This is a genomic window from Kineosporiaceae bacterium SCSIO 59966 (assembly GCA_020881835.1).
Lineage (GTDB): Bacteria > Actinomycetota > Actinomycetes > Actinomycetales > SCSIO-59966 > SCSIO-59966.
This window is the reverse complement of sequence record CP052876.1, coordinates 1,343,991-1,368,422: the sequence shown is the minus strand read 5'-3', so window position 1 is coordinate 1,368,422 and position 24,432 is coordinate 1,343,991. Positions and strand designations below refer to the sequence as shown.

At 73.1% G+C, this 24,432-nt stretch carries 23 protein-coding genes; 3 read left to right on the top strand and 20 right to left on the bottom strand.

The features are described from left to right. Nucleotide 1: 1 nt before the first annotated feature. Entirely contained in the window at nucleotides 2–829 is an 828-nt protein-coding gene (gene trpC, locus HJG43_06475) for an indole-3-glycerol phosphate synthase TrpC (protein UER54246.1), read from the bottom strand. 71 nt (nucleotides 830–900) lie between these two features. On the opposite strand from trpC, the gene HJG43_06470 reads away from it, so the two are divergent. Then, nucleotides 901–1,506 (top strand): DUF4190 domain-containing protein, encoded by a 606-nt coding sequence (locus tag HJG43_06470; GenBank protein ID UER54245.1) that lies wholly within the window; start codon nucleotides 901–903, stop codon nucleotides 1,504–1,506. Nucleotides 1,507–1,566: 60 nt separating this feature from the next. On the opposite strand, the gene HJG43_06465 is transcribed toward HJG43_06470, so the two are convergent. The 8 genes from HJG43_06465 to HJG43_06430 form a co-directional block, all read right to left on the bottom strand. After that, complete coding sequence (locus HJG43_06465) at nucleotides 1,567–1,857, bottom strand: hypothetical protein (protein ID UER53198.1); 291 nt, start codon at nucleotides 1,855–1,857, stop codon at nucleotides 1,567–1,569. A 17-nt stretch (nucleotides 1,858–1,874) separates the two neighbouring features. After that, complete coding sequence (locus HJG43_06460) at nucleotides 1,875–2,507, bottom strand: hypothetical protein (GenBank protein UER54244.1); 633 nt, start codon at nucleotides 2,505–2,507, stop codon at nucleotides 1,875–1,877. Beyond that, nucleotides 2,504–4,117, bottom strand: coding sequence for an anthranilate synthase component I (locus HJG43_06455; protein UER54243.1), 1,614 nt, complete (start codon nucleotides 4,115–4,117; stop codon nucleotides 2,504–2,506). The genes HJG43_06460 and HJG43_06455 overlap by 4 nt, the downstream gene beginning before the upstream one ends. Continuing rightward, nucleotides 4,114–4,512, bottom strand: coding sequence for a phosphoribosyl-AMP cyclohydrolase (gene hisI / locus HJG43_06450; protein UER54242.1), 399 nt, complete (start codon nucleotides 4,510–4,512; stop codon nucleotides 4,114–4,116). Before hisI ends, HJG43_06455 begins: the two co-directional genes overlap by 4 nt. An 87-nt stretch (nucleotides 4,513–4,599) precedes the next feature. Then, the gene (locus tag HJG43_06445) at nucleotides 4,600–5,142 is read right to left on the bottom strand and encodes a hypothetical protein (protein UER54241.1); all 543 of its coding nucleotides are present in this window, start codon (nucleotides 5,140–5,142) and stop codon (nucleotides 4,600–4,602) included. Then, nucleotides 5,139–5,393 carry a helix-turn-helix transcriptional regulator gene (locus HJG43_06440; GenBank protein UER55772.1) on the bottom strand — a complete coding sequence of 85 codons (255 nt, stop codon included), beginning with the start codon at nucleotides 5,391–5,393 and terminating at the stop codon, nucleotides 5,139–5,141. Before HJG43_06440 ends, HJG43_06445 begins: the two co-directional genes overlap by 4 nt. 186 nt (nucleotides 5,394–5,579) lie before the next feature. Continuing rightward, nucleotides 5,580–7,388 carry an ABC transporter ATP-binding protein gene (locus tag HJG43_06435; GenBank protein UER54240.1) on the bottom strand — a complete coding sequence of 603 codons (1,809 nt, stop codon included), beginning with the start codon at nucleotides 7,386–7,388 and terminating at the stop codon, nucleotides 5,580–5,582. Beyond that, a complete protein-coding gene (locus HJG43_06430; GenBank protein UER54239.1) occupies nucleotides 7,385–9,340 on the bottom strand; it encodes an ABC transporter ATP-binding protein in 1,956 nt (651 codons plus the stop codon). Before HJG43_06430 ends, HJG43_06435 begins: the two co-directional genes overlap by 4 nt. Between HJG43_06430 and HJG43_06425 the strand changes: the two genes are divergently transcribed. Continuing rightward, nucleotides 9,339–10,013, top strand: a complete 675-nt coding sequence (locus HJG43_06425; protein UER54238.1) for a TIGR03085 family protein — start codon at nucleotides 9,339–9,341, stop codon at nucleotides 10,011–10,013. The two genes, HJG43_06430 and HJG43_06425, sit on opposite strands and share 2 nt — an antisense overlap. Before the next feature lie 20 nt (nucleotides 10,014–10,033). On the opposite strand, the gene hisF is transcribed toward HJG43_06425, so the two are convergent. Further along, nucleotides 10,034–10,795 carry an imidazole glycerol phosphate synthase subunit HisF gene (gene hisF, locus HJG43_06420; protein UER54237.1) on the bottom strand — a complete coding sequence of 254 codons (762 nt, stop codon included), beginning with the start codon at nucleotides 10,793–10,795 and terminating at the stop codon, nucleotides 10,034–10,036. Nucleotides 10,796–10,837: 42 nt separating this feature from the next. Here hisF and HJG43_06415 point away from each other — a divergent pair, with 42 nt between their 5' ends. Further along, nucleotides 10,838–11,401, top strand: a complete 564-nt coding sequence (locus tag HJG43_06415; GenBank protein ID UER55771.1) for a hypothetical protein — start codon at nucleotides 10,838–10,840, stop codon at nucleotides 11,399–11,401. Between the two features lie 167 nt (nucleotides 11,402–11,568). Here the strand turns inward: HJG43_06415 and HJG43_06410 are convergent, their stop codons facing one another. The 10 genes from HJG43_06410 to HJG43_06365 form a co-directional block, all read right to left on the bottom strand. After that, nucleotides 11,569–12,720, bottom strand: coding sequence for a ring-opening amidohydrolase (locus tag HJG43_06410; GenBank protein UER54236.1), 1,152 nt, complete (start codon nucleotides 12,718–12,720; stop codon nucleotides 11,569–11,571). A 74-nt stretch (nucleotides 12,721–12,794) separates the two neighbouring features. Continuing rightward, nucleotides 12,795–13,730 (bottom strand): carbamate kinase, encoded by a 936-nt coding sequence (locus tag HJG43_06405; GenBank protein UER54235.1) that lies wholly within the window; start codon nucleotides 13,728–13,730, stop codon nucleotides 12,795–12,797. A 308-nt stretch (nucleotides 13,731–14,038) separates the two neighbouring features. Further along, nucleotides 14,039–14,839: an NAD(P)H-binding protein gene (locus HJG43_06400; protein UER54234.1), complete on the bottom strand. Its 801-nt coding sequence runs from the start codon at nucleotides 14,837–14,839 to the stop codon at nucleotides 14,039–14,041. 50 nt (nucleotides 14,840–14,889) lie between these two features. Further along, a complete protein-coding gene (locus tag HJG43_06395) occupies nucleotides 14,890–15,795 on the bottom strand; it encodes an NAD(P)-dependent oxidoreductase (GenBank protein ID UER54233.1) in 906 nt (301 codons plus the stop codon). A gap of 130 nt (nucleotides 15,796–15,925) precedes the next feature. Further along, nucleotides 15,926–16,657, bottom strand: a complete 732-nt coding sequence (locus HJG43_06390; protein ID UER54232.1) for a hypothetical protein — start codon at nucleotides 16,655–16,657, stop codon at nucleotides 15,926–15,928. Then, nucleotides 16,654–18,315 (bottom strand): hypothetical protein, encoded by a 1,662-nt coding sequence (locus tag HJG43_06385; GenBank protein UER54231.1) that lies wholly within the window; start codon nucleotides 18,313–18,315, stop codon nucleotides 16,654–16,656. Before HJG43_06385 ends, HJG43_06390 begins: the two co-directional genes overlap by 4 nt. A gap of 109 nt (nucleotides 18,316–18,424) precedes the next feature. After that, a complete protein-coding gene (locus tag HJG43_06380; GenBank protein ID UER54230.1) occupies nucleotides 18,425–20,329 on the bottom strand; it encodes a hydantoinase B/oxoprolinase family protein in 1,905 nt (634 codons plus the stop codon). Further along, nucleotides 20,326–22,425 carry a hydantoinase/oxoprolinase family protein gene (locus HJG43_06375; protein UER54229.1) on the bottom strand — a complete coding sequence of 700 codons (2,100 nt, stop codon included), beginning with the start codon at nucleotides 22,423–22,425 and terminating at the stop codon, nucleotides 20,326–20,328. The genes HJG43_06380 and HJG43_06375 overlap by 4 nt, the downstream gene beginning before the upstream one ends. Before the next feature lie 537 nt (nucleotides 22,426–22,962). Continuing rightward, complete coding sequence (locus HJG43_06370; GenBank protein UER54228.1) at nucleotides 22,963–23,370, bottom strand: PKD domain-containing protein; 408 nt, start codon at nucleotides 23,368–23,370, stop codon at nucleotides 22,963–22,965. Between the two features lie 449 nt (nucleotides 23,371–23,819). After that, a complete protein-coding gene (locus HJG43_06365; protein ID UER54227.1) occupies nucleotides 23,820–24,383 on the bottom strand; it encodes a hypothetical protein in 564 nt (187 codons plus the stop codon). Between the last annotated feature and the right edge of the window lie 49 nt (nucleotides 24,384–24,432).

Here is a 24,432-nt window from a genome sequence, read left to right as displayed (position 1 = left end):
CTCACCGCCGCGCCGTCCGCAGCGCGGGGTGGGCGCCCGCGGCGACGAGGTCGGCGACGGCCTCGCGCGGGTCACCGCCGGTGACGAGGCACTCCCCGACGAGGACGGCGTGGGCGCCGGCCCGGGCGTACTCCAGGACGTCGTGCGGGCCCCGGACGCCGGACTCGGCCACCTTGACGACGTCGTCCGGGACGAGGTCGGCGAGCCGGCCGAACGTCGACCGGTCGACCTCCAGGGTGCGCAGGTCGCGGGCGTTAACGCCGATGACCCGGGCGCCGGCGTCGAGGGCACGCCGCACCTCGTGCGCGTCGTGCACCTCGACCAGGGCGGTCATGCCGAGTGAGTGCACGCGCTCGACGAGGGACACCAGCGTGGGCTGGTCGAGGGCCGCGACGATGAGCAGGACGAGGTCCGCGCCGTGGGCCCGGGCCTCCCACACCTGGTAGGGGGTGACGACGAAGTCCTTGCGCAGCACCGGCACGTCGACCGCGGCCCGCACGTCGGTGAGGTCCTGCAGGGTGCCGCCGAACCGTCGCCGCTCGGTGAGCACGGAGATCACCGAGGCGCCGCCGGCCTCGTAGTCCCGGGCCAGCCCCGCCGGGTCGCCGATGGCGGCCAGCGCACCCTTGCTCGGACTGGACCGCTTGACCTCGGCGATGACCGCGACCCGCCCGGCGCCGTCGTCGTCCACCGGCCGCAGGGCTGCCACGGCGTCCCGGGCCTCCGGGGCGCGGCGGGCGAGCTCCTTGAGCCGGTCGAGGTCGACGGCCCGCTCGCGGTCGGCGAGGTCCTCCCGGACGCCGGCGATGATGTCGTCGAGGACGGTCACGGCACCGATGCTAGACGCCGTCACCGCGTCGTTCCCGGCCGCCCGGGGCCCTCGGCGGCTAGCGTGGGGGGATGAGCACCCCGAACGGTCCGCAGCCGGACGGCCAGCAGCCGGACAACCCGCAGCCGTACCGGCCGCCACCGGACCAGCCCGCGCCGGACCAGCCGCCGCAGTACCAGCCGGGCCAGTACGGGGGGCCGCAGTACGGCCAGCCGCAGTACGGGGCGCCCCCGCAGTACGGCCAGCCGGCACCCCCGCAGTACGGCCAGTCGCAGTACGGCCAGCAGTACCCGCTGGGCCCGGGCGGCTACACCGGGTCAGGGCCGGGACCGAGCAACGGCACCGGCGTGGCCGCGCTCGTGCTCGGGATCCTGGCCCTGCTCGGGTTCTGGATCCCGTTCGCGAACGTGGTGGCGATGGTGCTCGCGGTCGTCGGCATCGTCCTGGGCGTCGTCGGCCGCGGCAAGGCCCGCCGCGGCGAGGCGACCAACGGCGGGGTCGCCCTGACCGGCATCGTCCTGTCGGCGATCGCGCTGGTCCTGTCGATCGTGGTGACCGTCGTGGCGCTGACGTTCTTCCAGTCCGACACCTGGCAGGGCATCGCGGACTGCGCCGACCCGAGCCTCAGCAGCGAGGAGCAGCAGGCCTGCATCGAGGACCGGCTCGGCAACCCCTGACGGTCCCGCCCCTGACGCTCCGGCCTCTGGCAGTCCGGCCTGTGGCAGTGCGCTCGGAGGTCAGCGCACGCCGCCGCCCTCGTCGCGCCCGCCGGCGCCGAAGCCCATCGCCGAGAGGACCTTGCCGAGCACCGCGCCGATGACGGTGACGACCACACCGCCGACGAACCAGCCCACCGACGTCCCGACGACGGCGAAGGACATCACCGCGAACCCGACGAGCATGACGGCCACCGCGACCCACGCGGCCAGGCTGTGGCCGTGGCCGCCGTGCCCGCCGCCGGCGGGCTTGTCCTGGTGGCTGCTGAGCGTGGTCTGCCGGCGAAGGGGAGACTGTGGGTCCGTCGTCATGACTGGCATTGTGTCAGTCAGGTCGGGTCCTCGCCGCGGGTGAGGGCGTCCCAGTCGTCGACCGGCTCGCCGCTCCGCTCGTCCGGTGCCGTCCGCTCGGGCGACTCGCTGGACTGGGCCGGCTGGGCCGCCTGGGCCGGCTGGGCCCGCTGGGCCGGCTCGTAGCGGCGTCCCCCGCCCCACCCGCGGCCGGCGACGGCCGCCACCGCTCCGAGGACGGCGAGCAGGGCCCCGAGGACGGCCGCGACGGCGGGCCAGGCCGTCACGGTGACCTGCTCGGCGGCCAGTGGTACCCCGGCCGTCCGGGTGGCGACGGCCGCGGAGGCCAGGGCGACCGGGTCGTTCGCCGCGGCGAGGGCTGCGGCGGAAGCGGCCACCCCGCCGGCGCTGAGCGCCACCGCGGCCGCGACCCGGCCGACGCGCCCGGCGATGCTCAGGGCGGCGGCCGCGGCGAGCGCGACCAGCGCGACTGCGGGCACCGTCGGAGCGGCCTGCGTCCCGGGGACCGCGACCGAGGGCGTGCCGGCCAGCAGACCGGTGAGGTCGGCGTGCAGCCACGGGCGGCCGGCCGCCAGCAGCAGGGCCAGGCCCAGCAGCAGGGCGAGCAGGACGACGCGGCCCCGGGTCAGCGTCCGGACCGGCGCGTTCACCTGGAGTCCCCGGGGGCGCCGACCGCCCCGCCGAGCGCCCCGCCGGCCGGCACCGCCATCGGTTCGGGCAACGGCGCGGGCGGTGCCATCGTCGCCGCCCTGGCGACCGCGGCCAGCACGGCGGCGGCCTTGTGCCGGCACTCGGCCTCCTCGAGCTCGGGCACCGAGTCCGCGACCACGCCGGCCCCGGCCTGGACGTGGGCGACACCGTGGCGGATCACCGCCGTGCGGATCGCGATGGCCAGGTCGACGTCGCCGGCCAGGTCGAGGTAGCCGACGACCCCGCCGTAGACGCCACGTCGCACCGGCTCGAGCTGCTCGATGAGCTGCATCGCCCGCGGCTTCGGCGCCCCGGACAGGGTCCCGGCGGGGAACGCGGCCCGCAGCACGTCGACCGCCGAGCACCCGGGCTCCAGCCGTGCGGTCACCGTGGACACCAGGTGCATGACGTGGCTGTACCGCTCCACCGACATGAAGTCGACGACGTCGACACTGCCCGGCTGGCCGACCCGGGACAGGTCGTTGCGGGCGAGGTCGACGAGCATGAGGTGCTCGGCGCGCTCCTTGGCGTCGCCGAGCAGGTCCTCGGCCAGCCGGGCGTCCTCCTCCGGGTGCTCGCCGCGGGGCCGGGTACCGGCGATGGGGTGGGCCAGCAGCTGGCCGCCGGTGACCTTGACGAGTGCCTCGGGGCTGGAGCCGACGACGTCGAACGCCTCGCCGTCGGCGGTGCGTCCCCGGTAGAGGTACATGTACGGGCTGGGGTTGGACGCGCGCAGGCAGCGGTAGACGTCCAGGGCGTCGGCCGGGCAGTCGACGTCGAACCGCTGGGAGACCACGACCTGGAAGGCCTCGCCGTCCCGGATCGCCTGCTGGGCGGTGCGGACGGCGGCCAGGTAGTCCTCCCGGGAGGTCCGCCGCCGCGGCCGCGGCTCCGCGGCCTGGTCGTACCCGGTGACCGTCGAGGGCGCCGGTTCGGCGAGCCGGCGGGTCATCGCCTGCAGCCGGGCGACGGCGTCCTGCCAGGCCTCGTCGACGCGCTCGTCCGTGTCGTCGTGGTTGACCGCGTTGGCGACGAGCAGCACGGTCCCGTCGGCGTGGTCGAGCACCGCGACGTCGGTGGCCAGCGACATGCACAGGTCGGGCAGGTCGAGCTCGTCCGGGGCGTCGTCCCCGATCCGCTCCCAGTGCCGCACGGCGTCGTAGGCGACGGCGCCGACCATCCCCCCGGTCAGCGGCGGCAGGCCGGCCAGCCGTGGGGTCGCGAGGGCCTCGAGGGTGCCTGCGAGAGCGTCGAGCACGGGCCCGCCGACGGGAACGCCGACCGGCGGCTCACCGAGCCACACCGCCTGCCCGTCCCGGGCGGTGAGCACCGCCCCGGCCCGCACGCCGACGATCGAGTACCGCGACCACACCCCGCCGTGCTCGGCGGACTCCAGCAGGAACGTGCCCGGGCCGTCCGCGGCCAGCTTGCGGTACAGGCCGACCGGGGTCTCGGCGTCGGCGAGCAGCCGGCGCACGACCGGGATCACCCGCCGGTCGGTGGCCAGCTCCCGGAACGTGGGCAGGTCCGGCCACACCTGGCCCAGTGGGACGTCGCCCGGCCCGGTCACCGGTCGCCTCCGGCGGCGTCGTCCGGGCCGGGGGCGTCGAGACGCCGGCCGTCGAAGCAGCTCCGGGTGCCGGTGTGGCAGGCCGCGCCGACCTGCTCGACCCGCACGAGCACCGCGTCCCCGTCGCAGTCCAGGTGCACCGATCGCACGTGCTGGACGGCGCCGGAGGTGTCCCCCTTGCGCCAGTACTGCTGGCGGCTGCGGCTCCAGAACCAGGTCCGCCCGGTGGTCAGGGTGCGGTGCAGGGCCTCGTCGTCCATCCACGCGACCATGAGCACCTCGCCGGTGTCGTGCTGCTGGACGACGGCGCAGACCAGGCCGTCCGGGGTGCGCCGCAGACGTGCCGCGACCGCGGGGTCCAGGGCGGAGGAGGGTGCCGGGCTCACGGCGGTCATCCTCCCACCGAGGGCGCGGGGCGTCCGTTCCGGTCTCCACGATCCGGCCGGCGGGGTGGCGTTCCGCGCCAGCTCTCGGTGTTCGAGCTACTCCTGGAGGCTCTCCACCCCGGTTGGCTCAGGACCTGTGGTTGAGGGACCGGAGTCGGAGGAGAGGGAGAGGAGAGTCAGGCTGAGCAGCACCGCGAGCACCAAGGCGGTTGCGCTGAGGGCGACGGTAGCGATGGCAAGCGGCCGACTCTCGGTGCCGTGCTTGAGATGGACAAGTCCGATGACCAAGGTCGCCAGGGCGAGAGGGATGGCGACGTACGGCATCACGACCAGCAGGACGAGCGCCACGCCCGCGCTGAGCGCGGCAGCGACAGCCGGCCAGCGAGACGACCGCTGCGGCGAGCCTGAATCAGCCTCTGCTGCGATCGCCTCCACCGGACCGAGCTCGTCCAGGGCCCGGCGTACGTCCTCGGCCCCGTTGTCACCGGCGACCGCGTCCTCGAGCCGTTCCTGAACGGCAGCGAGCGTCTCCGCCCGCTGGCGCGGGTCAGCGTCGGCCAGTGCGCGCTCCAGGTCGGCCAGGTACGCCAGGGCGAGCCGCGCCCCGGGCCGCGAGCCGTTCAGCACCGTGCTCCTCATGCCAGCTCCTCCAGCACGCCATCGACGGCGTCGCGGAACGGACCCCAGACTCTCGCGAAGGTCTCCAGTGCCGCCAGACCGTCCTCGGTCAGCTCGTAGTAGCGGCGCGGAGGACCTGCACGAGACTCCTGCCACGTCGTCTCGACCAGTCCTTGCACCCGGAGTCTGGACAGCAACGGGTAAAGGGTCCCCTCGCTCTCGAGCAGCTGTCCCTGTGCCGCGAGTCGGGCTGCAAGTTCGCGCCCGTACATCGGGCCCGGCACCAGACACGCCAGGACGCAGTACTGCAGCACACCCTTGCGCAGGTGAACGAGCACATCGGTCGCGGCGGCCACCGGAGAAACCGTAGCAGGTACCTTGCACAACAAGGTAGCGATTCGTGACCACGTCCCTGACCGCGGCCACACCCGGAACCGCCCTGCACGGCGCCGAACCGCTCAGCCCGTCCGCTGCTGCGCCGCCCACGACTCGTGCAGCCGGGCGTAGACCCCGCCGGCGGCAACGAGGTCCTCGTGCCGTCCGGTCTCCACGATCCGGCCGGCGTCGACGACGACGACGAGGTCGGCGGCCTCGGCCGTGGACAACCGGTGCGCGATGGTCACCGACGTGCGTCCGGCGGTCACGCCGTCCAGGGCGCGCGCGATGCGGACCTCGGTCGCCGGGTCGACCGCCGAGGTGGCCTCGTCGAGGACGAGCAGGTCGGGGTCGGCGAGGTAGGCGCGGGCGAGGGCGACGAGCTGGCGCTCCCCGGCCGACAGGGACTCCCCGCGCTGGCCGACCGGGGTGCGCAGGCCGTGCGGAAGCCCCTCGACCCAGTCCCACAGGCCGAGCTCGGTGAGGGCCGTCTGGATGTCCGTGTCGGTCGCGGTCGGGCGGCCGTACCGGATGTTCGCCGCGAGACTGGCGTCGAACAGGAACCCCTCCTGGGGCACCATGACGACCCGCTCCCGCAGCGAGGAGAACCGCACCCGGCGCAGGTCGGTGCCGTCGAGGAGGACCCGCCCGGTCGTCGGGTCCATCAGCCGGGTGAGCAGCTTGGCGAACGTCGTCTTGCCCGACCCCGTCTCCCCGACCACGGCCACCTTCGTGCGCGGCGGGATGGTCAGGTCGACGTCACGCAGCGCGACCGCGCCGCCCGGGTACCGGTACCCGACGCCCTCGAAACGGACGGTGATCTCCCCGCGGGCCAGCACCTCGCCGTCCGGGCCGGGGTCGGCGACGTCCGCCGGGGTGTCCATGACCGCGAGCACCCGCCGCCAGCCGGCGATCGCGTTCTGCATCTCGTTGAGCACCTCGGTGGCCGACACCAGCGGCTGGGTGAACAGCTGGGCGAGGAACAGGAACGCCAGCAGCTCCCCGAGGGTGACCTGCCCGGCCATCCCCAGCAGGGTGCCGCCGACGACGACGACCGCGATCGCCAGACCGGAGACGAGCACGCCGCTGGAGAAGGTCAGGGCGGTGACGATCTGGGCGCGGACGGCGTCCTTGCGGTGCGCCTCGACCGCGGCGTCGACGCGGCGCTGGGTGCGCTCCTCCACGGCGTACGCGCGGATGGTGTCGGCGCCGACGACCGACTCCGAGATCGCGCCGAGCATGTCCCCGACCCGCTCCCGGACCCGGCCGTAGGCGCGGCTGACGACCTGCTGCATCGGCCGCACGGCGAGCAGGAACGGCACGAGCGTCAGCCAGACCAGCACGGTCAGCTGCCAGGAGTACACGAGCATGACGACGCTCGCGAGCACGATCTGCCCCACCGACAGCAGCAGGATGAGGCCGCCGAACTGCAGGAACATCGAGATCGTGTCGACGTCGCTGGTCACCCGGGACACCAGCGACCCGCGCCGCTCGGTGTTCTGGGTCAGCACGGCCAGGTCGTGGACGTGCCGGAAGGCGCGGGTGCGCAGCCCGGCCAGCCCCGCCTCGGTGGCGGTGAACAGCCGGACGTTCGTCAGGTACGAGGTGACCCCGGCGAGCACGACGACGAGTGCGGCGGCCCCGGTCAGCCAGGCGACCCGGGCGACGTCCGGGCCACCGTCGGCGAGCACCCCGGTGTCGATGGTCTGCTGGACGGCCAGCGGGACGACGACGCGACCGACCGTGCTCACCGCGGCCAAGGCGAGGGTCCAGCTCAGGCCGCGGGTCATCTCCGGGGACAGCTGCAGGCCGCGACGGACGGTGGCGATCATCCCGGGGACGGCGGCGGTGCCGATCCGGCTGCCGTCGGACGGCGACGTGACGGCGCTCATGCCGGCTCCTGCGTCGCGGCGGCCCGGGCGGCGTCGCGCTGGGCGGCCCGCTCCTGCGCGTCCCGCTGGTAGGCGGTGACGAGCCGGGCGTAACCGGGACTGGTGCGGGCCAGCTCCTCGTGCGGCCCGCGGGCGGCGACCCGGCCCTGCTCCACGTAGATCACCTCATCGGCCAGGGAGATCGTGGCCCGGCGGTAGGCCACGACGACGACCGTGGTGCCGAGCCCGGAGGTGCGCAGCCCGGCCAGGATGGCGGCCTCGACCCGCGGGTCGACCGCGGAGGTGGCGTCGTCCAGGACGAGCAGCCGCGGGCGGCGCACCAGGGCCCGGGCCAGCGCGATGCGCTGCCGCTGCCCGCCGGAGAGGGTCGCGCCACGCTCCCCCACCTGGGTGTCCAGCCCGCCGGGCAGGGCGGCGACGAACCCGTCGCCTTGGGCGAGCCGCAGCGCCGCCCACACGTCCTCGTCGGTGACGGTCCCCTGCTCCTCGAGGCCGAGAGTGATGTTGCCGCGGACCGTGTCCTCGAACAGGAACGTGCCCTGCGGCACGAGCGCGGCGGCACCGGCCACCTCGCCGCGGGCCAGGTCGGCGAGGTCCACGCCGTCGAGCAGCACCCGGCCGTCACGGGGGTCGACGAGGCGCACCAGCAGGCCCGCGAGGGTGGACTTGCCCGAGCCGGTCGACCCGACGACGGCGACCGTCGACCCGGCTGCGACGTCGACGGTGACGTCGTGCAGGACGGCCGCCTCCTCGCCGTCCGGACCGGTGTAGGCGTAGTCCACCTTCCGCAGCCGCACCTCGGCCGGGCCGTGCGCCGGCACCCGCCGCTGCCCGAACGGCAGGCTCCCCTGGGCCTGCAGCACCTCCGAGAGCCGTTCCCAGCCGACGACGGTGCGCGGCAGCTCGCCGAGCACCCAGCCGATCGCCCGCACCGGGAACGCCAGCAGGGTGAGCAGGAAGGCGACCTGGACGACGTCCCCCGGGCCGGCCGCACCCGAGCGGATCCGGATCGTGCCGACGAGCAGGACGGCGAGCGTGCCGAGGGTGGGCAGGGACTCGATGAGCGGGTCGAAGACGCCCCGCATCCGCCCGACCGCGACGTTGGCGTGCCGGAGCCGGTCGGCCTCGGTGCGGAACCGTTCGGTCTCCTCGGTCTCACGGCCGAGGGCCTTGACCACCAGGGCGCCGTCGAAGCTCTCGTGGGCGACGCCGGAGACCTCGGCCCGCAGCTGCTGGGCGAGCATGACCCGCGGCGACATGTACCGCTGGTAGACGAGGTTGGCCAGCAGGATGGCCGGCAGGACGAGCAGCCCGATGACCGCGAGCACCCAGTCGGCGGCGACCATGGCCGCCCCGGCGACGAGCAGCATGACGAGCACGCCGAGGGCGAACGGCAGCGGCGCGAACACCTGCCAGGTCGCCTCGACGTCAGCGTTGGCGTTGCTCAGCAGCCGGCCGGCCGGGTGCCGGTGGTGCCAGGACAGCGGGAGGCGCAGGTACTGGCGGGTGATCCGGCGCCGGTAGCGGGCCTGCAGCGCGTACATCGTCGTGCCCGCACCAGCCCGCCGGACGACGACGCCGACCGCGGTGACCACGGCGATGAGCGCGAGGACGCCGCCTGCCCGCCAGGCGTCCGCGGCGGTGACCGTGGCCTCGCCGGTGAGGGCGGGGGTGATGACCTCCTCGGTGACCCGGCCGAGCGCCCACCCGGTGGCGGCGGTCGCCGCGCCGTAGACGGCCGACCCGGCCACGGCGACCGAGAACAGCAGCGGCTCGTCCCGGATACCGCGCCACAGCACCCGGACCCCGCGACGCAGCACCCCGCGCCGCCGCGGGCGGCTGCCGGGGCGGGGCGGGTCGGCGGTGGTGGTCTCGGGCACGCGGCAGTCCTTCTCCGTCGGGCCGACGGGGGTGGGGAGAGTGGAAGAGGGTCCCCATCCTCGCACAGTCATGGGACGACTCGCCGGCCGGTGCCGGGGACGGCACGATGTCCCGGTGAGCCTTGCCAGCGACAGCCGTGCCGCCCTGGCCGACGCCCTGCTCGACGTCGGCCCCGACGCCCCCACCCTCTGCGAGGGGTGGAACGCGCGCGACCTGGCCGCGCACCTCGTCGTCCGGGAACGTCGCCCCGACAGCATGGTGGGCGTCGTCGTGCCACCGCTGGCCGGCTGGACCGAGCGGGTGCGGCGTGAGGCCGCGGCCCGCCCGTTCACCGAGCTCGTCGAGGAGGTGCGCACCGGTCCGCCGGCGTGGAGCCCGTTCGCCCTGCCCGGCCTGCGGGACGCGGCGAACACCGGCGAGTTCGTCGTCCACCTCGAGGACGTGCGCCGCGCGGCGCCGGACTGGCGGCCGCGGGAGCTGTCCGAGGCCGACCGGAGCGTGCTGTGGCGGATCGTGAGCCGGCAGGGGCCGATGCTGTACCGGCACTCCCCCGTCGGCGTCGTCCTCGTCGTCCCGGACGGCCCGCGCCGCCGGGTGCGCCGAGGTGACGTCTCCGTGGCGGTCACCGGCCAGCCGGAGGAGCTGCTGCTGCACGCGTTCGGGCGGACCGGGCACGCGCTCGTCGAGGTGACCGGCCCGGACGACGCGGTCGACCGGTTCCGCGGGACGCCGCTGGGGATCTGAGGTCTGCGCAGGATCCGGGGTCAGCGCACGGGGTGGCCGGCGGCCCGCAGCGCGTCCTTGACGTCCCCGACGCTCAGCTGCCGGAAGTGGAACACGCTGGCGGCCAGCACGGCGTCCGCGCCCGCCTGGACGGCCGGGGGGAAGTGCCCGGCGGCGCCGGCGCCACCGCTGGCGATCACCGGGACCCGGACCGCCGCCCGCACCGCCCGCACCAGCTCGAGGTCGAAGCCCTCCTGGGTGCCGTCGGCGTCCATCGAGTTGAGCAGGATCTCCCCGGCGCCGAGCTCGGCGACGCGAGCGGCCCACTCGACGGCGTCGATCCCGGTCCCGGTGCGCCCGCCGTGGGTCGTCACCTCGAACCCGGCGCCGCCGTCGGTGCGCCGCCGGACGTCGAGGGAGACGACGAGCACCTGGGAGCCGAACCGGTCGGCGATCCCGGCGACCAGGTCGGGCCGGGCGACAGCGGCGGTGTTCACCCCGACCTTGTCGGCGCCGGCCCGCAGCAGCCGGTCGACGTCCGCCACCGTGCGCACCCCGCCGCCGACGGTCAGCGGGATGAACACCTGCTCGGCGGTGCGCCGGACGACGTCGTAGGTGGTCTCCCGGTCCGCGGAGGAGGCGGTGACGTCGAGGAAGGTCAGCTCGTCGGCGCCCTCGGCGTCGTAGCGGCGGGCCAGCTCGACGGGGTCCCCGGCGTCGCGCAGACCGGTGAACCGCACGCCCTTGACCACCCGGCCGGCGTCGACGTCCAGGCAGGGGATGACGCGGACCGCCAGAGTCATGCGGTCAGCCTACGGTCGGCGCCGCGGGTGGCTGCCTACCCTGTGCCGGTGCCAGCCGCAGACGTCGCCGCGCTCGCGGCGCGGGTCCGCCGCAGCCCGCCGCGGGCCGGCCGGACCCGGGTGGTCGCGGTCGACGGGCCGAGCGGGTCGGGCAAGTCGACGCTGGCCGACGCGCTCGCCGGGGCGCTCGGCGGCGCCGCCGGTCCGGTGCCGGTGGTCCGGATGGACGACCTGTACCCGGGCTGGGACGGCCTGGCGGACGCCGTCCCGCTCCTGGTCGAGGGGGTGCTCGAGCCGCTCTCCCGGGGCGAGCCCGGTTGCTACCGGCGGTTCGACTGGGCAGCCGGGCGGTACGCCGAGGCGCACGACGTCCCGGCCGGTGACGTGCTCGTCGTCGAGGGTGTCGGCAGCGGCGCCCGGGCGTGCGCGCCGTACCTCTCCCTGCTCGTCTGGGTGGAGGCGCCGCGCGCCGTCCGGTTCGCCCGGGGGATGGCCCGCGACGGGGACGCCTTCCGTCCGCACTGGCAGCAGTGGGCCGAGCAGGAGACGGCACACTTCGCCGCTGAGGGCACCCGCGACCGCGCCGACGTCCACCTACCCACCTGACCCACCTTCGTGATCATGCAATCCCGCCACCCCGCACGACCCACCCCCAACCACCCGACCCCCCGTTCGTGACCCGCCCCCGACCACCCGAGAACCCCTGTTCGTGATCATGCAATCCCGCCACCCTCCCACGAGGGTGGCGGGATTGCATGATCACCGAGGAGGGGTCAGGCGGAGGGAGCGCTCGGCGCCCGGTACCCGGTCGGCTCGCCTGCGCCCAGGTCCACGATGGCCGCGACGGGGCCTCCACCGTCGGGGCCCTGGTGCGCCGCCGAGACCGAGACGAACACGGCGGGGTCGCCGGTCACCGCGGCGGTCACGCCGCCCACGGCCGCCTTGATCTGCCGGTGCCAGTGGACGTCGGAGTCGTCCAGCATGGCGTTGCGCCGGCCACGAACGGTCCCGTCCTGGCTGGCCTCGCACTTGAGAAACACGTTGACGAGCCGGCCACCGATGTCGCTGGGGTGCGGCCGCTCGGGCAGGTCCAGGCCGGCGTCCCGGATGGCCTCCCAGATCCCGTCGGCGTCCAGCGCGTCGCGCATCACCGAGTGCCCGATCCGGTACCGGCCACCGACGCCCCGGGCGTTGCCGACCACGACGACCTGGGCCCGGTCCAGCTCCACGCCGGAGGAGCACGACGCGACGGCGGAGTACAGGTCGCGGTTGTGCATGACGTCCTCGTCAGTCGGCATGTCGATCTCGCCGAGGGCGACGGCGATGCCGAGCGCGGTGGTGCCGTTCGACAGGTCCATCGACTCGTGGGTGTGCTCGGTCCACACCGTCTTGCCGCGGGACTTGGCGTCGCGGATCGTGTGGATGGTGAGCAGCGGGGTCTTGGTCTGCACGTAGTGGACGTCGGCCGGGTCGGTGATGCCCGCCCGCTCCATGGCGACCTTGACGGCGTCCGCGACCTTGGTGATCATCGGCGTCCGGCCGATGTCCTCGGGCAGCAGCGTCTCGCTCATCGCGAAGCCGACGGTGAGCCGCGGCTCGTCGGTCTGCTCGGCCTGGTCCTCCGGAAGGGTGGCGAAGACCGTCGCGTGCGGGGAGATGACGCCGTCGGTACCGCCCGACCACACGATGGGAATCTGCTTCACCTCGTCCATCGAGCGGGTGCCCTTCTCGGCGAGCACCTCACGGAACGCGCGGTCGGCGATGATCCGGGTGTAGTCGTTGACCCCGCCGTTGCCCTCGGTCTTGCCGATGACCGCGATGACCCGGTCGGCGTCCATGACGCCGGTGTCGATGAGCTCGGCGAGACCGGAGGCGTCGGCGACGCTCAGGATCGGAACCTTGCGGACCTCGATGGGCTGTGGCACGTGTCCTCCTCGGTTAGGGGTTGGGTGCGGTGGTCGGGTGCGGTGGTCGGGTGGTGGTCAGGTCAGGGTCCGGCTCAGTCCGGCCGGACGACGGTGCCGGCGTTGCCGTCGAGGGCGTCGGCGATCCGTTCCAGGGACGTGATGACCGAACGGTGGCCGGACGCCTCGACGAACCGGCAGGCGGCCTCCACCTTCGGCCCCATGGAGCCGGAGGCGAAGTGCCCCTGGCCGGCCAGCTCGCGCAGCTCGCCGACGCCGACCTCACCCAGCGGCCGGGCCTGCGCGGTGCCCCAGCCCACGACGGCGTTCTCGACGTCCGTGGCGATGACGAGGGTCTCGGCGCCGACCGCCTCGGCCAGCACGACCGCGCCGAGGTCCTTGTCGATGACGGCCTCGACGCCGCGCAGCGACCCGTCCGGCTCGCGGACGACGGGAATCCCGCCTCCGCCGTTGGCCACGACGATCATGCCGGCGTCGAGCAGGGCCCGCACCACGGGGGCGTCGAGGACCTCGAGCGGCTCGGGGCTGGCGACGACCCGCCGCCATCCCCGCTCACCGCGGTCCTCCCAGGTCTGGCCGTGGGCGATGAGGGTCTGCGCCTCGTCGGCGGGCAGGTAGCGTCCGACGGGCTTGGTCGGCCGGGTGAAGCCGGGGTCGTCGCGGTCGACGAGCGTGCGCGTGACGATCGCCGCGGGTCGCCGGTCGGAGCCGGCCGCGGTGAGGGCGCGGTCGAGGGCGTTGAGCAGGATGAAGCCGATCGTGCCCTGGGTCTGGGCGCCGCACCAGTCGAGCGGCACGGGCGGGACGACGCTGGCGGCGATCTCGTTCTTCACGAGCAGGTTGCCTACCTGCGGGCCGTTGCCGTGAGTGAGGACGACGTCGTGCCCGGCCGTGACGAGGGTTGCGATGTGCCGGGCGGCAGTGGTCACCGCGGCGATCTGCGCGGCAGGTGTGGCGGAGCCGTCCGCGGCCGTCATCGCGTTGCCCCCGAGGGCGACCAGGACTCGCATACCCGCGACGCTAGGCCATCCCGATCACCGGCCGTGACGGCAGCACCTGCCGGTCGGCGGCGGTTCTCGTTGGCAGGTTGGGTGGCGGAACTGCATGATCACGGGGGGGTCGTGCGGGGTGGCGGAACTGCATGACCACGGGGGGGTCGTGCGGGGTGGCGGAACTGCATGACCACGGGGGGGTCGTGCGGGGTGGCGGAACTGCATGACCACGGGGGGGTCGTGCGGGGTGGCGGAACTGCATGACCACGGGGGGGTCGTGCGGGGTGGCGGGACTGCATGATCACGGGGAGGGGGACGTCGGCGGGTCACCGGACGAGGTGGCGGGTGAGGACGGCGCGGACGTCGGCGGACGGGCGTCCCAGGAGGGCTCGTAGGACCAGCGACCCGGCGAGCAGGCCGTGCTCGTCGTAGGAGGCGAACATGGCGAGCAGCCGGCGCCGGGCCTCGGCAGGCAGTGCGGCGCCTGGCCCGGCCGCCCACTCCCGCGGGTCGGTGCGCCGTGCACGCACCGGGCGTCCCAGGACCTCGGAGGCGGCCGCGGCGACGTCCGCGACACTCACCGCACCCGGCCCGCCGAGCTCGTAGGTGGCACCGACGTGGCCGTCCTCACGCAGCACCGTCGCGGTCGCCTCGGCGACGTCGGCGAGGTCGACGAACGCGAACGGGGTCAGCGTCGAGTACGGCACCGCGAGCTCGGGCTCGGCGGCGGCGAGGCCCGGCAGCAGGTTCTGGGTGTAGGCGCACGGCTGCAGCACCGTCCAGTCGGTCCCGCTGCGGCGAACCAGGTCCTCGGCGACGGCCTTGTCGACGTGGTGCGGCATCGCCGGCGCGTACGGCTGGGCGACCGAGTGGTAGACCACCCGCCGGACGCCGTGCCGGCGCGCCGCGGCCAGCACCCGTGCCACCACGCCCGGCTCGTCCGGGTGCACGTTCGGCACGATGACGGCGACCGCGTCGCAGCCGGCCAGGGCGTCGAGTCCCCGACCGGTGTCGAGGTCGGTGCCCGGGCGGTGCAGTCCCCTGACGGCGACCCCGCGGGCGCGCAGCGCGGCGGTCAGGGCACGCCCGGTCTTGCCGGACGCACCGGTCACCGCCACCGTCGCCACGTCGTCCCTCCCTGTCGGCCCTCCTGTCGGCCCGTCGAGTGACACTGAGGTCACTGCGCGCCGGCCCCCGGGTCCGCCAGCACCTCGCGCCAGGAGTGCTGCGGGGTGAAGCCGAGCAGGTCGCGCGCCTTGTCGATGGCGTAGAAGGTCTCGTGCGGGCCGAGGTCTCGCCGCACCGGCACGCCGTCGTAGAAGCGCTGCCGGACCTCCTGGGTCGTGGCAGCCACGGACATGTCGGCGTTGGCGACGTTGAAGACCTGGTAGCCCAGTCCGTCGACCTGCAGGCAGCGTTGCACCATCTGACCGAGGTCCCGGACGTCGATGTAGGCGAACAGGTTGCGGCGCCGCAGGGACGGGTCGGCGAGGTAGGCGGGGAACGTCTCGGCGTACTCGTGCGGCTCGATGACGTTGTTGATCCGCAGCCCGTAGATGTCCGCTCCGGTACGGGCCTGGAACGACCGCGCGGTGACCTCGTTGGCCACCTTCGACATCGCGTAGGAGTCCTCCGGCACCGTCGGGTGGTCCTCGTCGACAGGGACGTAGAGCGGTCGCCGCTCCCCCTGGGCGAAGCAGATCCCGTAGGTCGTCTCCGAGGAGGCGAACACGATCTTGCGCACGCCCAGACGTGTCGCGGCCTCGAGCACGTTGTAGGTGCTGAGGACGTTCGTCGCGTACGTCACCGCGTCCGAGGCGAGCAGGATCGCCGGTACGGCCGCGAAGTGCACGACGGCGTCGTAGGTCGGCTTCGTCGGCAGGTCCAGCTCCTCGGACGTCGCCAGCCCGGCGAGCGCCGAGTAGGTCTGGCCCGCGTCGGTCAGGTCGACGCGAAGGTCGGCGACCCCAGGGTGCCGCAGCGGGACGAGGTCGGCGTTGGTGACCTGGTGGCCCTGCTCGGCCAGGTACGGCGCGACGTACTTGCCGGCCTTGCCGCTGCCGCCGGTGAAGAAGATTCGCATGCTCCTTCATACCGCGAGCGCACCGGCAGCTCGGACCCGGAGTGCCAGGTGTCCTCGTCGTCGTCCTGCGACTCCCGCGTAGTCCCGCGACTGCCCTGTTCTTCCCCGCCTGTGCCACCAGCGCAGATGGCTACGTGACCCGTGTCGGGGTGTAGCCCTCGGCAGCCAACCAGCGACGGGCCCGTCCACGCTGGCGCTCGTTCGAGAAGTCGTACCACCGCGTCAGGAGCTCCGGCCGCTCCGAGAGCACGCCCTTGAACCGGCGGAACGCGCCGCGACCACCGATCGCGTGAGTCAGCCGATCGGCGAGCACCGGGTCATCGAGCCTGTCGATGAACTCGACCATGTCGCGGTACCCGCCCCGAGACCCTTGGCACTCCACCCACAACCACCGCTCGTCCTCGTCGTCCTCGTCGTCCTCGTCCTCGTCCTCGTCGATCTCCCCGACCTCCGCGGCGTACTCGAGGGCCGGCCGGGCCCACACCTCCCCCGTGGACAGGTCGACCCCGCCACCCCCGTGGAGCGGGTCACCCTCGAGGATCATGGCGAGCTCCTCGAGGTCGACCGGCAGCGGTCGCAGCATCGGGGCAGGCCCAGACCCGAGTGCAGCCTCCAGCGCGTCGGCAAGCTCCTCGTCGCCGTCCCAGTGCCTCTCCCGCAGCGCGGCGACGCAGCGAGCAGCGACCTGGGCGGCGCCCTCGACGCCGTCCCGGACCGCAGCCAGCAGACCGTCCCCGATCAGCTGCAGCGCGTTCTCCGGCCACGGCTCGTGGCTCAGCGCGACCACCAGGTCCTGGCCGTCCCGGCGGGCGACGAGCGACCGCCACCGCGTCATAGCGTCCGCGTCGTCCATGCTCGTCACCTGCTGAGGGTCCGGTCACGGTCGTCCACGAGCTCACGGCGCCGGCGAGAGACCAGCAGGGAGGGGTCGCCGAGCCGCAGGGACCCGTAGGTCAGGGACAGGTCGATCCCCGCGGCGCGGAGGAGCGACCGCGCCCGGTCGGAGACCGACCCGGAGATGCCGAAGTGGGCGAGCAGGTCGGCGCCGGTGACCGCTGAGCGGTGGGAGCCGACGGTGCGGTTCGCAGTAGCGACCACCCAGGCGACGGCTGCCGCTCCACGGGCCGGCGACGCCTTGCGCCGGAACAGCTTCGGGTCGCCCCGCGCGGCGCGGGCCAGGAAGCGGCGCATCGCGGTGCGGTGCTCGACGTCCAGCCGTGCATCGGCGCAGGCGTCGCACGCGTCCAGGATGTCCTGAACCACCGGGTGGACCTCGTCGGGGATGCCGGTCCAGTCGAACTGCTCGTCGGGCAGCGGGTCGACGTCGAGTGCCATCAGCGCGTCGACGCCGCCGACCTCGTCCGCGATGTACTCGATGTGGATCTCCTCGTCACTGAGCTGCTCGAGCCGGTCCGCCGCCAGGAGCGCCTCCCCCAACCCGGCCATCACCTTCTGGTGGTCGCCGCGGATCAGCGCCTGGTACTGAGGCTCGTACCGGTCGACGGCGGCCAGCGTCTCGGCGGTCAGGTCCGCGCGGATGCCGTTGCGGTCGTGGCAGTAACGGATCCAGGCACGCAGCAGGGACGGCAGCTTCGCGAGATAGGACGGCTCGTCGATCACCTTGTGCGGGAACCAGTGGGTCAGGATCAGCTCGACCGTGACGGGGCTCCACCGCCACGGGTCACCGGTCGCGTAGCTGGTGCCGAACCACAGCACGCTGCCCAGCAGGTCGCGTTCGTCGTCCCGGTCCACAGGTGCCCCGAACGGCGAGGCGAAGAAGTCCTCGGCGATCGTCGCGATCTCCTGCTGCGACCACTCCTTGCGCCGGGGGGCGACGCCACCGGCCGGCAGCATCCGCACCATCCACTCGACGAGCGGACGGCACATCGGCCAGGTGTCCGAGGTGAGCGGCGGGTAGACGCGGGACCCGGCGTCGATGGCGGCCTCGATCACGGCACGGGCCGTGGCCGGGTCGGTTCGCGTGAGCGACTGGTCCGGGTCGTCGGCCAGCCTGCCCACCGCGAGCACCAGGTCCTCCAGCAGCTCAGGGACGATGAAGGCGTCCTTGACCACCGTGCCGAGGTTGTGGTCGACGTACACCAGAGCCGACAGTGCGTGCCCGGAGGGAAGCGTGACCCCCAGGAGGTAGTCGTCCCCGTCGCCGAGCGTGTGGGTCACGAGCCAGACGTCTGGCTCCAGGCGGGCGTGTCCGAGCGCGGCCAGCCAGTCGGGCATCGGATGGTGCCGCACCGCCAGCTCGCGGCCGATCCGCGCGGCCATCACGTCGTCGGGCACCAGGTTCCGGACGGCGGTCAGCGCGGCCGTGGTCTCGGCGTACGGCGTCCCGACCAACGACTCCACCAGCTCTACCAGGCTGGTCTGCTGCTCTCCCGGCGCGAACGGGTCCTTGCTCCGAGGGTCCGTGACCTCCACCAGGCTGCTGGCGATGGCCAGCATCTCCATCGGCCCGTCCGAGCGCAGAGCGGCCCGCAGACGCTGGAACAGCTCCTGGTCGTGCACGCCGCCGGTCCGCCGCACGGCGCGTGGGGACGGGTGGCGCCGTTGCGGCTGTCGTCGGTGGCCTCGACCAGGCTTTTTCCTCGCCACGGAACCGACCCTACGGGTGCTCTCAGACCCAGTCGAGCTCCGCGGCCGTCGCACCCCCGGCGAGCCGGGCGTACCCCGGGCCGCGGTCGAAGAACGGCCGCTCCGCGGGCCGCGCGCCGCGGAGCTGCTGGCGCAGCGCCTCGGTGGCGGCCGCGTCGAGGACCGGCTCCTCCGGCGTCCCGGTCAGCACGACGCCGTAGTCACGGCGTGCGCCGTCCAGCGACACCTTGCCCCACCGGACGTCGCGGACCACCTCCTCGTGCGGTCGCTCCAGCGGGTCGCCCCAACCACCACCGCCGGTGGTCCGGATCCGGATCACCTCGCCGGCGCGCACCGGCTCGTCGTCAGCGAGAGCGTCGACGGTGCGCTCGTTCGGCCCGCCCGGGTCGATCGTGACGTCGAAGGGCCGGCCGGCCTTGCCACCCTTGACCCCCCAGCAGGCCAGGATCGACCGGTCGGCGATGGACATGAAGCTCGCGTCCTTGAGCATCCGGATCCGCTTGTCGTAGCCGAGGCCACCGCGGTAGCGGCCCGGGCCGCCGGAGTCCACGGCCAGGCCGAGGCTCTCGACGACGAACGGGAAACGTGACTCGCTGAACTCGCTCGGAAGGTTGCGGGAGTCCGGGACGACGTGGATGGTGTCCTCGCCGTCCGCGTAGTACCGGCCCCCGGAGCCGCCGCCGAGCACCTCCCGCATGAGGTAGGGCTGGCCGTCGAGGTCCTCGCCGTAGACACCGGTGTACCGGATGGTCTCCTGGTCGGCGGGCATGTTGCCGTCGACCGCCTTGGCCACCGCGCCGGCCAGGACGCCGAGCAGCCGCAGGATGACGAACGTCCGGGCGTTCGTCGGGGCCGGGAACACCGGGGTGAGCAGCGTCCCCTTCTCCGGGAAGCGCATCTCCAGCAGCGGGACGACGCCCTCGTTGACGTCGAGCTCGGCCATCCGCTCCGGGGTGTCGGCCAGGTTGCGCAGGATCGGCGCCAACCACTTGGCGAGGAAGTTGCCGTCCGCGTAGTCGCCGCAGTGGTTGATCGGCCCCTTGGCCTGCGGGCCGGTGCCGGTGAAGTCGATGACGAGCTTGGGCCCTGCGGGGTCGGTCTCGGGGACCTTCGTCAGGGTGATCCGCTGCCGGTGCAGCTTGGGCTCCTCCACCCCGTCGTGCTCGGCGTAGTCCTCCCAGACGTACGTGCCGTCGGGGATCTTGGCGAGGATCTCCCGCCGGTACGTCTGCGTCGTCTTGTCCAGCAACGCGTCGAAGGCAGCCTCGACCTGCTCGCGGCCGTACCGGTCGAACAGCTCGCCGAGACGCCGGGCGCCCATGAGGCAGGCGGAGCACTCGGCGTCCAGGTCCGCGGCGAGCGACTCGGGCATCCGCGAGTTGCGCGTCATGATCCTCAGCGCGGCCTCGTTGGGGACGCCCTGGTCCCACAGCCGGATCGGCGGGACCATGAGGCCCTCCTCGAACACGCTCCGTGCGTGCGAGGGCATCGACCCGGGGACGGCGCCCCCGATGTCGTCGTGGTGCCCGAACGCCTGGACGAAGGCCACCACCTCCGGCCCGTCGCCGGCGTCGTGGAACACCGGGACGGTCACGCAGAGGTCGGGCAGGTGCCCGATCCCGCCCTCGGACAGGTAGACGTCGTTGTGGAAGAACACGTCTCCGGGACGCATCGACGCCAGCGGGAAGTCACGGGCGACCGGGTGGACGAGCGCCGAGTAGGAGCGGCCGGTGAGCTTGCGCAGGTGGCGGTCGTGGATGCCGGCGCGGAAGTCGTGGGCGTCGCGGATCATCGGCGAGCGCGACGTCCTGGCGATCGCCGTCTCCACCTCCATCTCGACGCTGGCGAGGTAGCCCTCGACGATCTCGACGAGCACCGGGTCGGCCTCGGTCCCCGGGTCGGTGAGGCGGTACGGCTTGTCGCTCATCGGGTCGTCTCCTCGGTGGCGCGGGTGATCAGCAGGTTGCCGAAGCGGTCGACCTCGGCGCGGAACCCGGGGTGCAGCGGGACCGTGGAGCCGAACTCCTCGATCACCGCCGGCCCGGTGACGACGTCGCCCGCTCCCAGCCGTTCGCGGTCGTAGATGGCAGCCTGCGTCCACTCCTCGCCGAAGTGCACCTGCCGGCTGCCGGTGCGGGCACTGGCGGCGCCGGTGCCGGCGGCGACCTCGACGAGCTCGGGACGCCGGATCGGGCCGACCCCGGTGACCCGCAGGTTCACCCACTCGACCTGCTGGCGGTCGTCGTCGGTGAAGTCGTACCCGTAGAGCCGCCGGTGCTCGGCGTGGAACCGCTCGGCGACCGCGTCGACCAGCTCCCGGGTGACGGGCCCGTCGCCGATCTCGACGCGGACCTCGAAGGCCTGGCCGAAGTAGCGCAGGTCCGCGGTGCGCACGTACCGGCGACGGGACGGCTCGAAGCCCTCCCGCTCGAGTGCGCCGTCCGCCTCTGCGGCCAGCTCGTCGAGCACCCGGCTCACCTCGGCGAGGTCGAGCCGGTCGTGGCGGGCCACCGCGGTGCGGACGTAGTCGTTGCGGACGTCGACGGTGAGCAGCCCGAACGCCGACAGGTTGCCCGGGTTGAGCGGGACGAGAACCCCCTTGAGACCCAGGACGTCGACGAGCCGGCAGGCCAGCAGGGACCCCGAGCCGCCGAACGTCACCATCATGAAGTCCCGGACGTCGAGGCCCCGCTTGACGGTGATCTGCCGCAGGGCGTTGGCCTGGTTCCAGGCGGACACCTCCAGGACGCCGGTCGCCGTCCGCTCCAGGCTCAGACCCAGGCGCTCGGCGAGCTGCTCCAGGCCGGCCCGGGCCGCGTCGACGTCCAGTGGGATCTCGCCCCCCAGCAGGTGCGGCGGGATGCGTCCCATCGTCACGTGGGCGTCGGTGACGGTGACCTCCACACCGCCCTGTCCGTAGCAGATCGGACCGGGGTCGGCGCCGGCCGACTGCGGCCCGACCTTGAGCGTGCCCTCGGGGCTGACCCAGGCGATGGAGCCTCCGCCGGCGCCGACGGTGACCACGTCGATCATCGGGATCTTGCTCGGGTACACGCCGACCGAGCCCTCGGTGGTGAGCGCGGGGTGACCCTCGACGACGACGGTGACGTCGGTGGACGTGCCGCCGCCGTCGCAAGTCAGCACACTGGGGAACCCGGCGGCGCCGGCGACCATGGCCGCGCCGAGGGCGCCGGCGGCCGGACCGGACAGGACCGTGGTGATCGGCTGGTGGACCACCTCCTCGGCGCTGAGCACGCCGCCGTTGGACTTCATGACGTAGAACGGCACCCGGCGCGAGGTGCCGTCCTCCAGGGCGACGAACTCGTCCAGCCGGCGGGAGATGTTCGCGATGTACCGGCGGATGCTCGGCTTGACCGCGGCGTCGACGAGCGTCGTCATGGAGCGCTCGTACTCCCGGTACTCGCGAAGCACCTCGCTGGAGATCGAGACGGTGGCCTCGGGGTGCTCGCGAAGCAGCACCTCACGCATCCGCTGCTCGTGGCCGGGGTTGACGTAGGAGTGCAGGAAGCAGACCGCAATGGTGGAGATCCCGTGGTCGCGGAAGAACCTGGCCGCGGCGACCGCCTCGTCGTCGTTGAAAGGCGTCAGCTCCCGGCCGTCGACGGCGATCCGCTCGGTGACGGTGCGGACCTTGTCGGCAGGCACGATCCGCGGCGGCTTCACCCAGAAGTAGGAGTTGCCGTAGCCGTCCGGCACCGACTGCCGGGCGATCTCCAGGATGTGCCGGTACCCGGCGGTGGTGATGAACCCGAGGTTCTCCACCTTGCCCTCGAGCAGCTTGTTCGTGGCGACGGTGGTGCCGTGGCTGACGGCGCTGATCGAGTCGCCGCCCAGACCGAGCTGACCCAGCACCTTGTCCACCCCGGCGAGGAAGCCCTCCGCTGGGTCGGCGGGGGTCGACGGCGTCTTGGTCGTGGCGACCTCGCCGGTCGCCTCGTCGACCGCGACGACGTCGGTGAAGGTGCCGCCGGTGTCGATGCCGATCCTGATCTGCCTGCTCACGCTGGTCACGTCAGGTATTGCACTCGCCCACACGGGCGCGGACGTCGTCAAGCGTTGCCAAGGCGTCCCCGTAACCCTTGGCTGAACCCCCTGTTCGTGATCATGCAATCCCGCCACCCCCGCTCACCCGCCCCGCCGGTGTGAGCCGACCACCCTGTTCGTGATCATGCAATCCCGCCACCCACCGGCCACCGTCCGACTCAGAGGATGCTGGGTTGGTGGCACGACACGCCGGCCAAGCTGTGCGAGAGGCAGCATTCTGTGCTGGAGGCCCCCTTGGGCGGCGCGGCGTCCGAGGGCCGCAGGGCGCTTCTCATGTTCCCGGGTGGGCCGCGGGGGTGCTTCCAAGGTGGGCCGCGAGGGCCATGCCGCGTTCATGCAGTCCTGCCACCCTGCTCAACCCACCGGCGTGGGTCACGAACCCCGTTCGTGATCATGCAATCCCGCCACCCCGCTGGCCTGTTACACATGCATCCAGACATGACCGTGCACCCCAAAGTGATGCTGGCGATCTGCCGTGACCTTTGGGGACGGCGGTCAGTCCTGGGGATCGGCGACCAGAAGGTTGCGGCCGGCGAGGGCCTCGACGTCCACCGGCGCAGAGGTGACCTGGGCCTCTCCGGCGATCGGCAGCCACGGCCCCCCGGCCACCGAGTACTCCCCGGTGTAGTACGTCGTCAACGTGATCGGGTAGCGGTCGGCCCGCTCGTAGGCGTGGGTGATGGTCAACGCCGGGTACGGGGATCCCGGCTCGCTGGTGGGGCCGTGACCGGTGCCGTCACCGAAGTCCCACGCGTAGCGGGACGGCGTGGCCCGCACCTGCACCGGGAAGCCGAGCAGCTCGGTGTCAAGGGTGACCGGCTCAGCGGTGGCGTACACGTTCGTCGGGATCCCCACCATCGTGTAGCCGTTGTCCGGCTCCACGTTCGGCGTACCCGCCGGCAACGACAGACGCTGGAAATCAGCCAGCGTGAAACCGGGAATGGCGGCGCCCGCCCTGGTCGCCTCCCCCGGCGAAAGGCAGCGAGCCCCCGCGAACTCCCAGTCCGTCATCCCACCCACTGGCCGACGGAATAGCCAGTACATCACTCGCTCATCCGGGCACGAGGCTTCTGCCTGTGCGCAACCCACATCGGCGCCCTCGACATTGGGAGTGTTACCCGGACATGCCGGCACATGAGTGAACTCGAAGGACGGCCTCCTTGCCGTACTCCCCCGGGCCGGAGAGGCCGAACCGACTTCAGACTCTACCGAGCGCCATGCATCGAGAAGCAGTGCGTCAGCGTCTGCGTCGGCCAGGACCTGACCGCTCCCTCCAGGGAGTTGCCCTGCTTCCTGTGCCGTCGTGGCGACCGTAGCCACAACTAGTACAGCGGCCAGCAACTGGCTCAGCATCAGATCTTCCCTATACCGAAGATCCGCCAGCCACCGTCACTCTCGGCAACGTACACGTTTATGGGTGCGGCCTCGATGCCCGGCACGTCCTCCACGACCTCACCGTCGGCCGTTACTACCTGCGAGGATACCTCTTGAACGGACATTGTGACGATAACCCCTCGGCTGTCCTTTGGCGCGGGCGCGCTTGTCAGCACCTCGATAGCCACGCCTTCGAAATGCAGACCTTCGCGAGTCTTGCTCTCGATCTCTGCGATGGAGGCGTTGCAGATCTCGCACTCTGGATCGGCCAGAGCTCTTAGCGGCTCGGCGTTTCCGGTGGCGTAGGCGTACTCGACGACGTCGAACCAATGACGGGCAAAAGCATCCGCACCCGCCTCGGTCATCTCCTTCGCCTCCGCCGGCATCTCCGGCGGCGCAGGCACCGTCTCACTCGCCGTCGCGGTCGGCTGCTCAGTTACCACCGACCGGGACGTCGTCGGCGACGGCTCCTCGGTCGCACCGGCCGAGCACCCACCGGCCGCAAGCACCAGCACGAACCCAATCACGCAGAACCGGCCCACGGTCCCGAACCATAACCACCACGAACCCTGACGAGGTACCCCTCAGCCG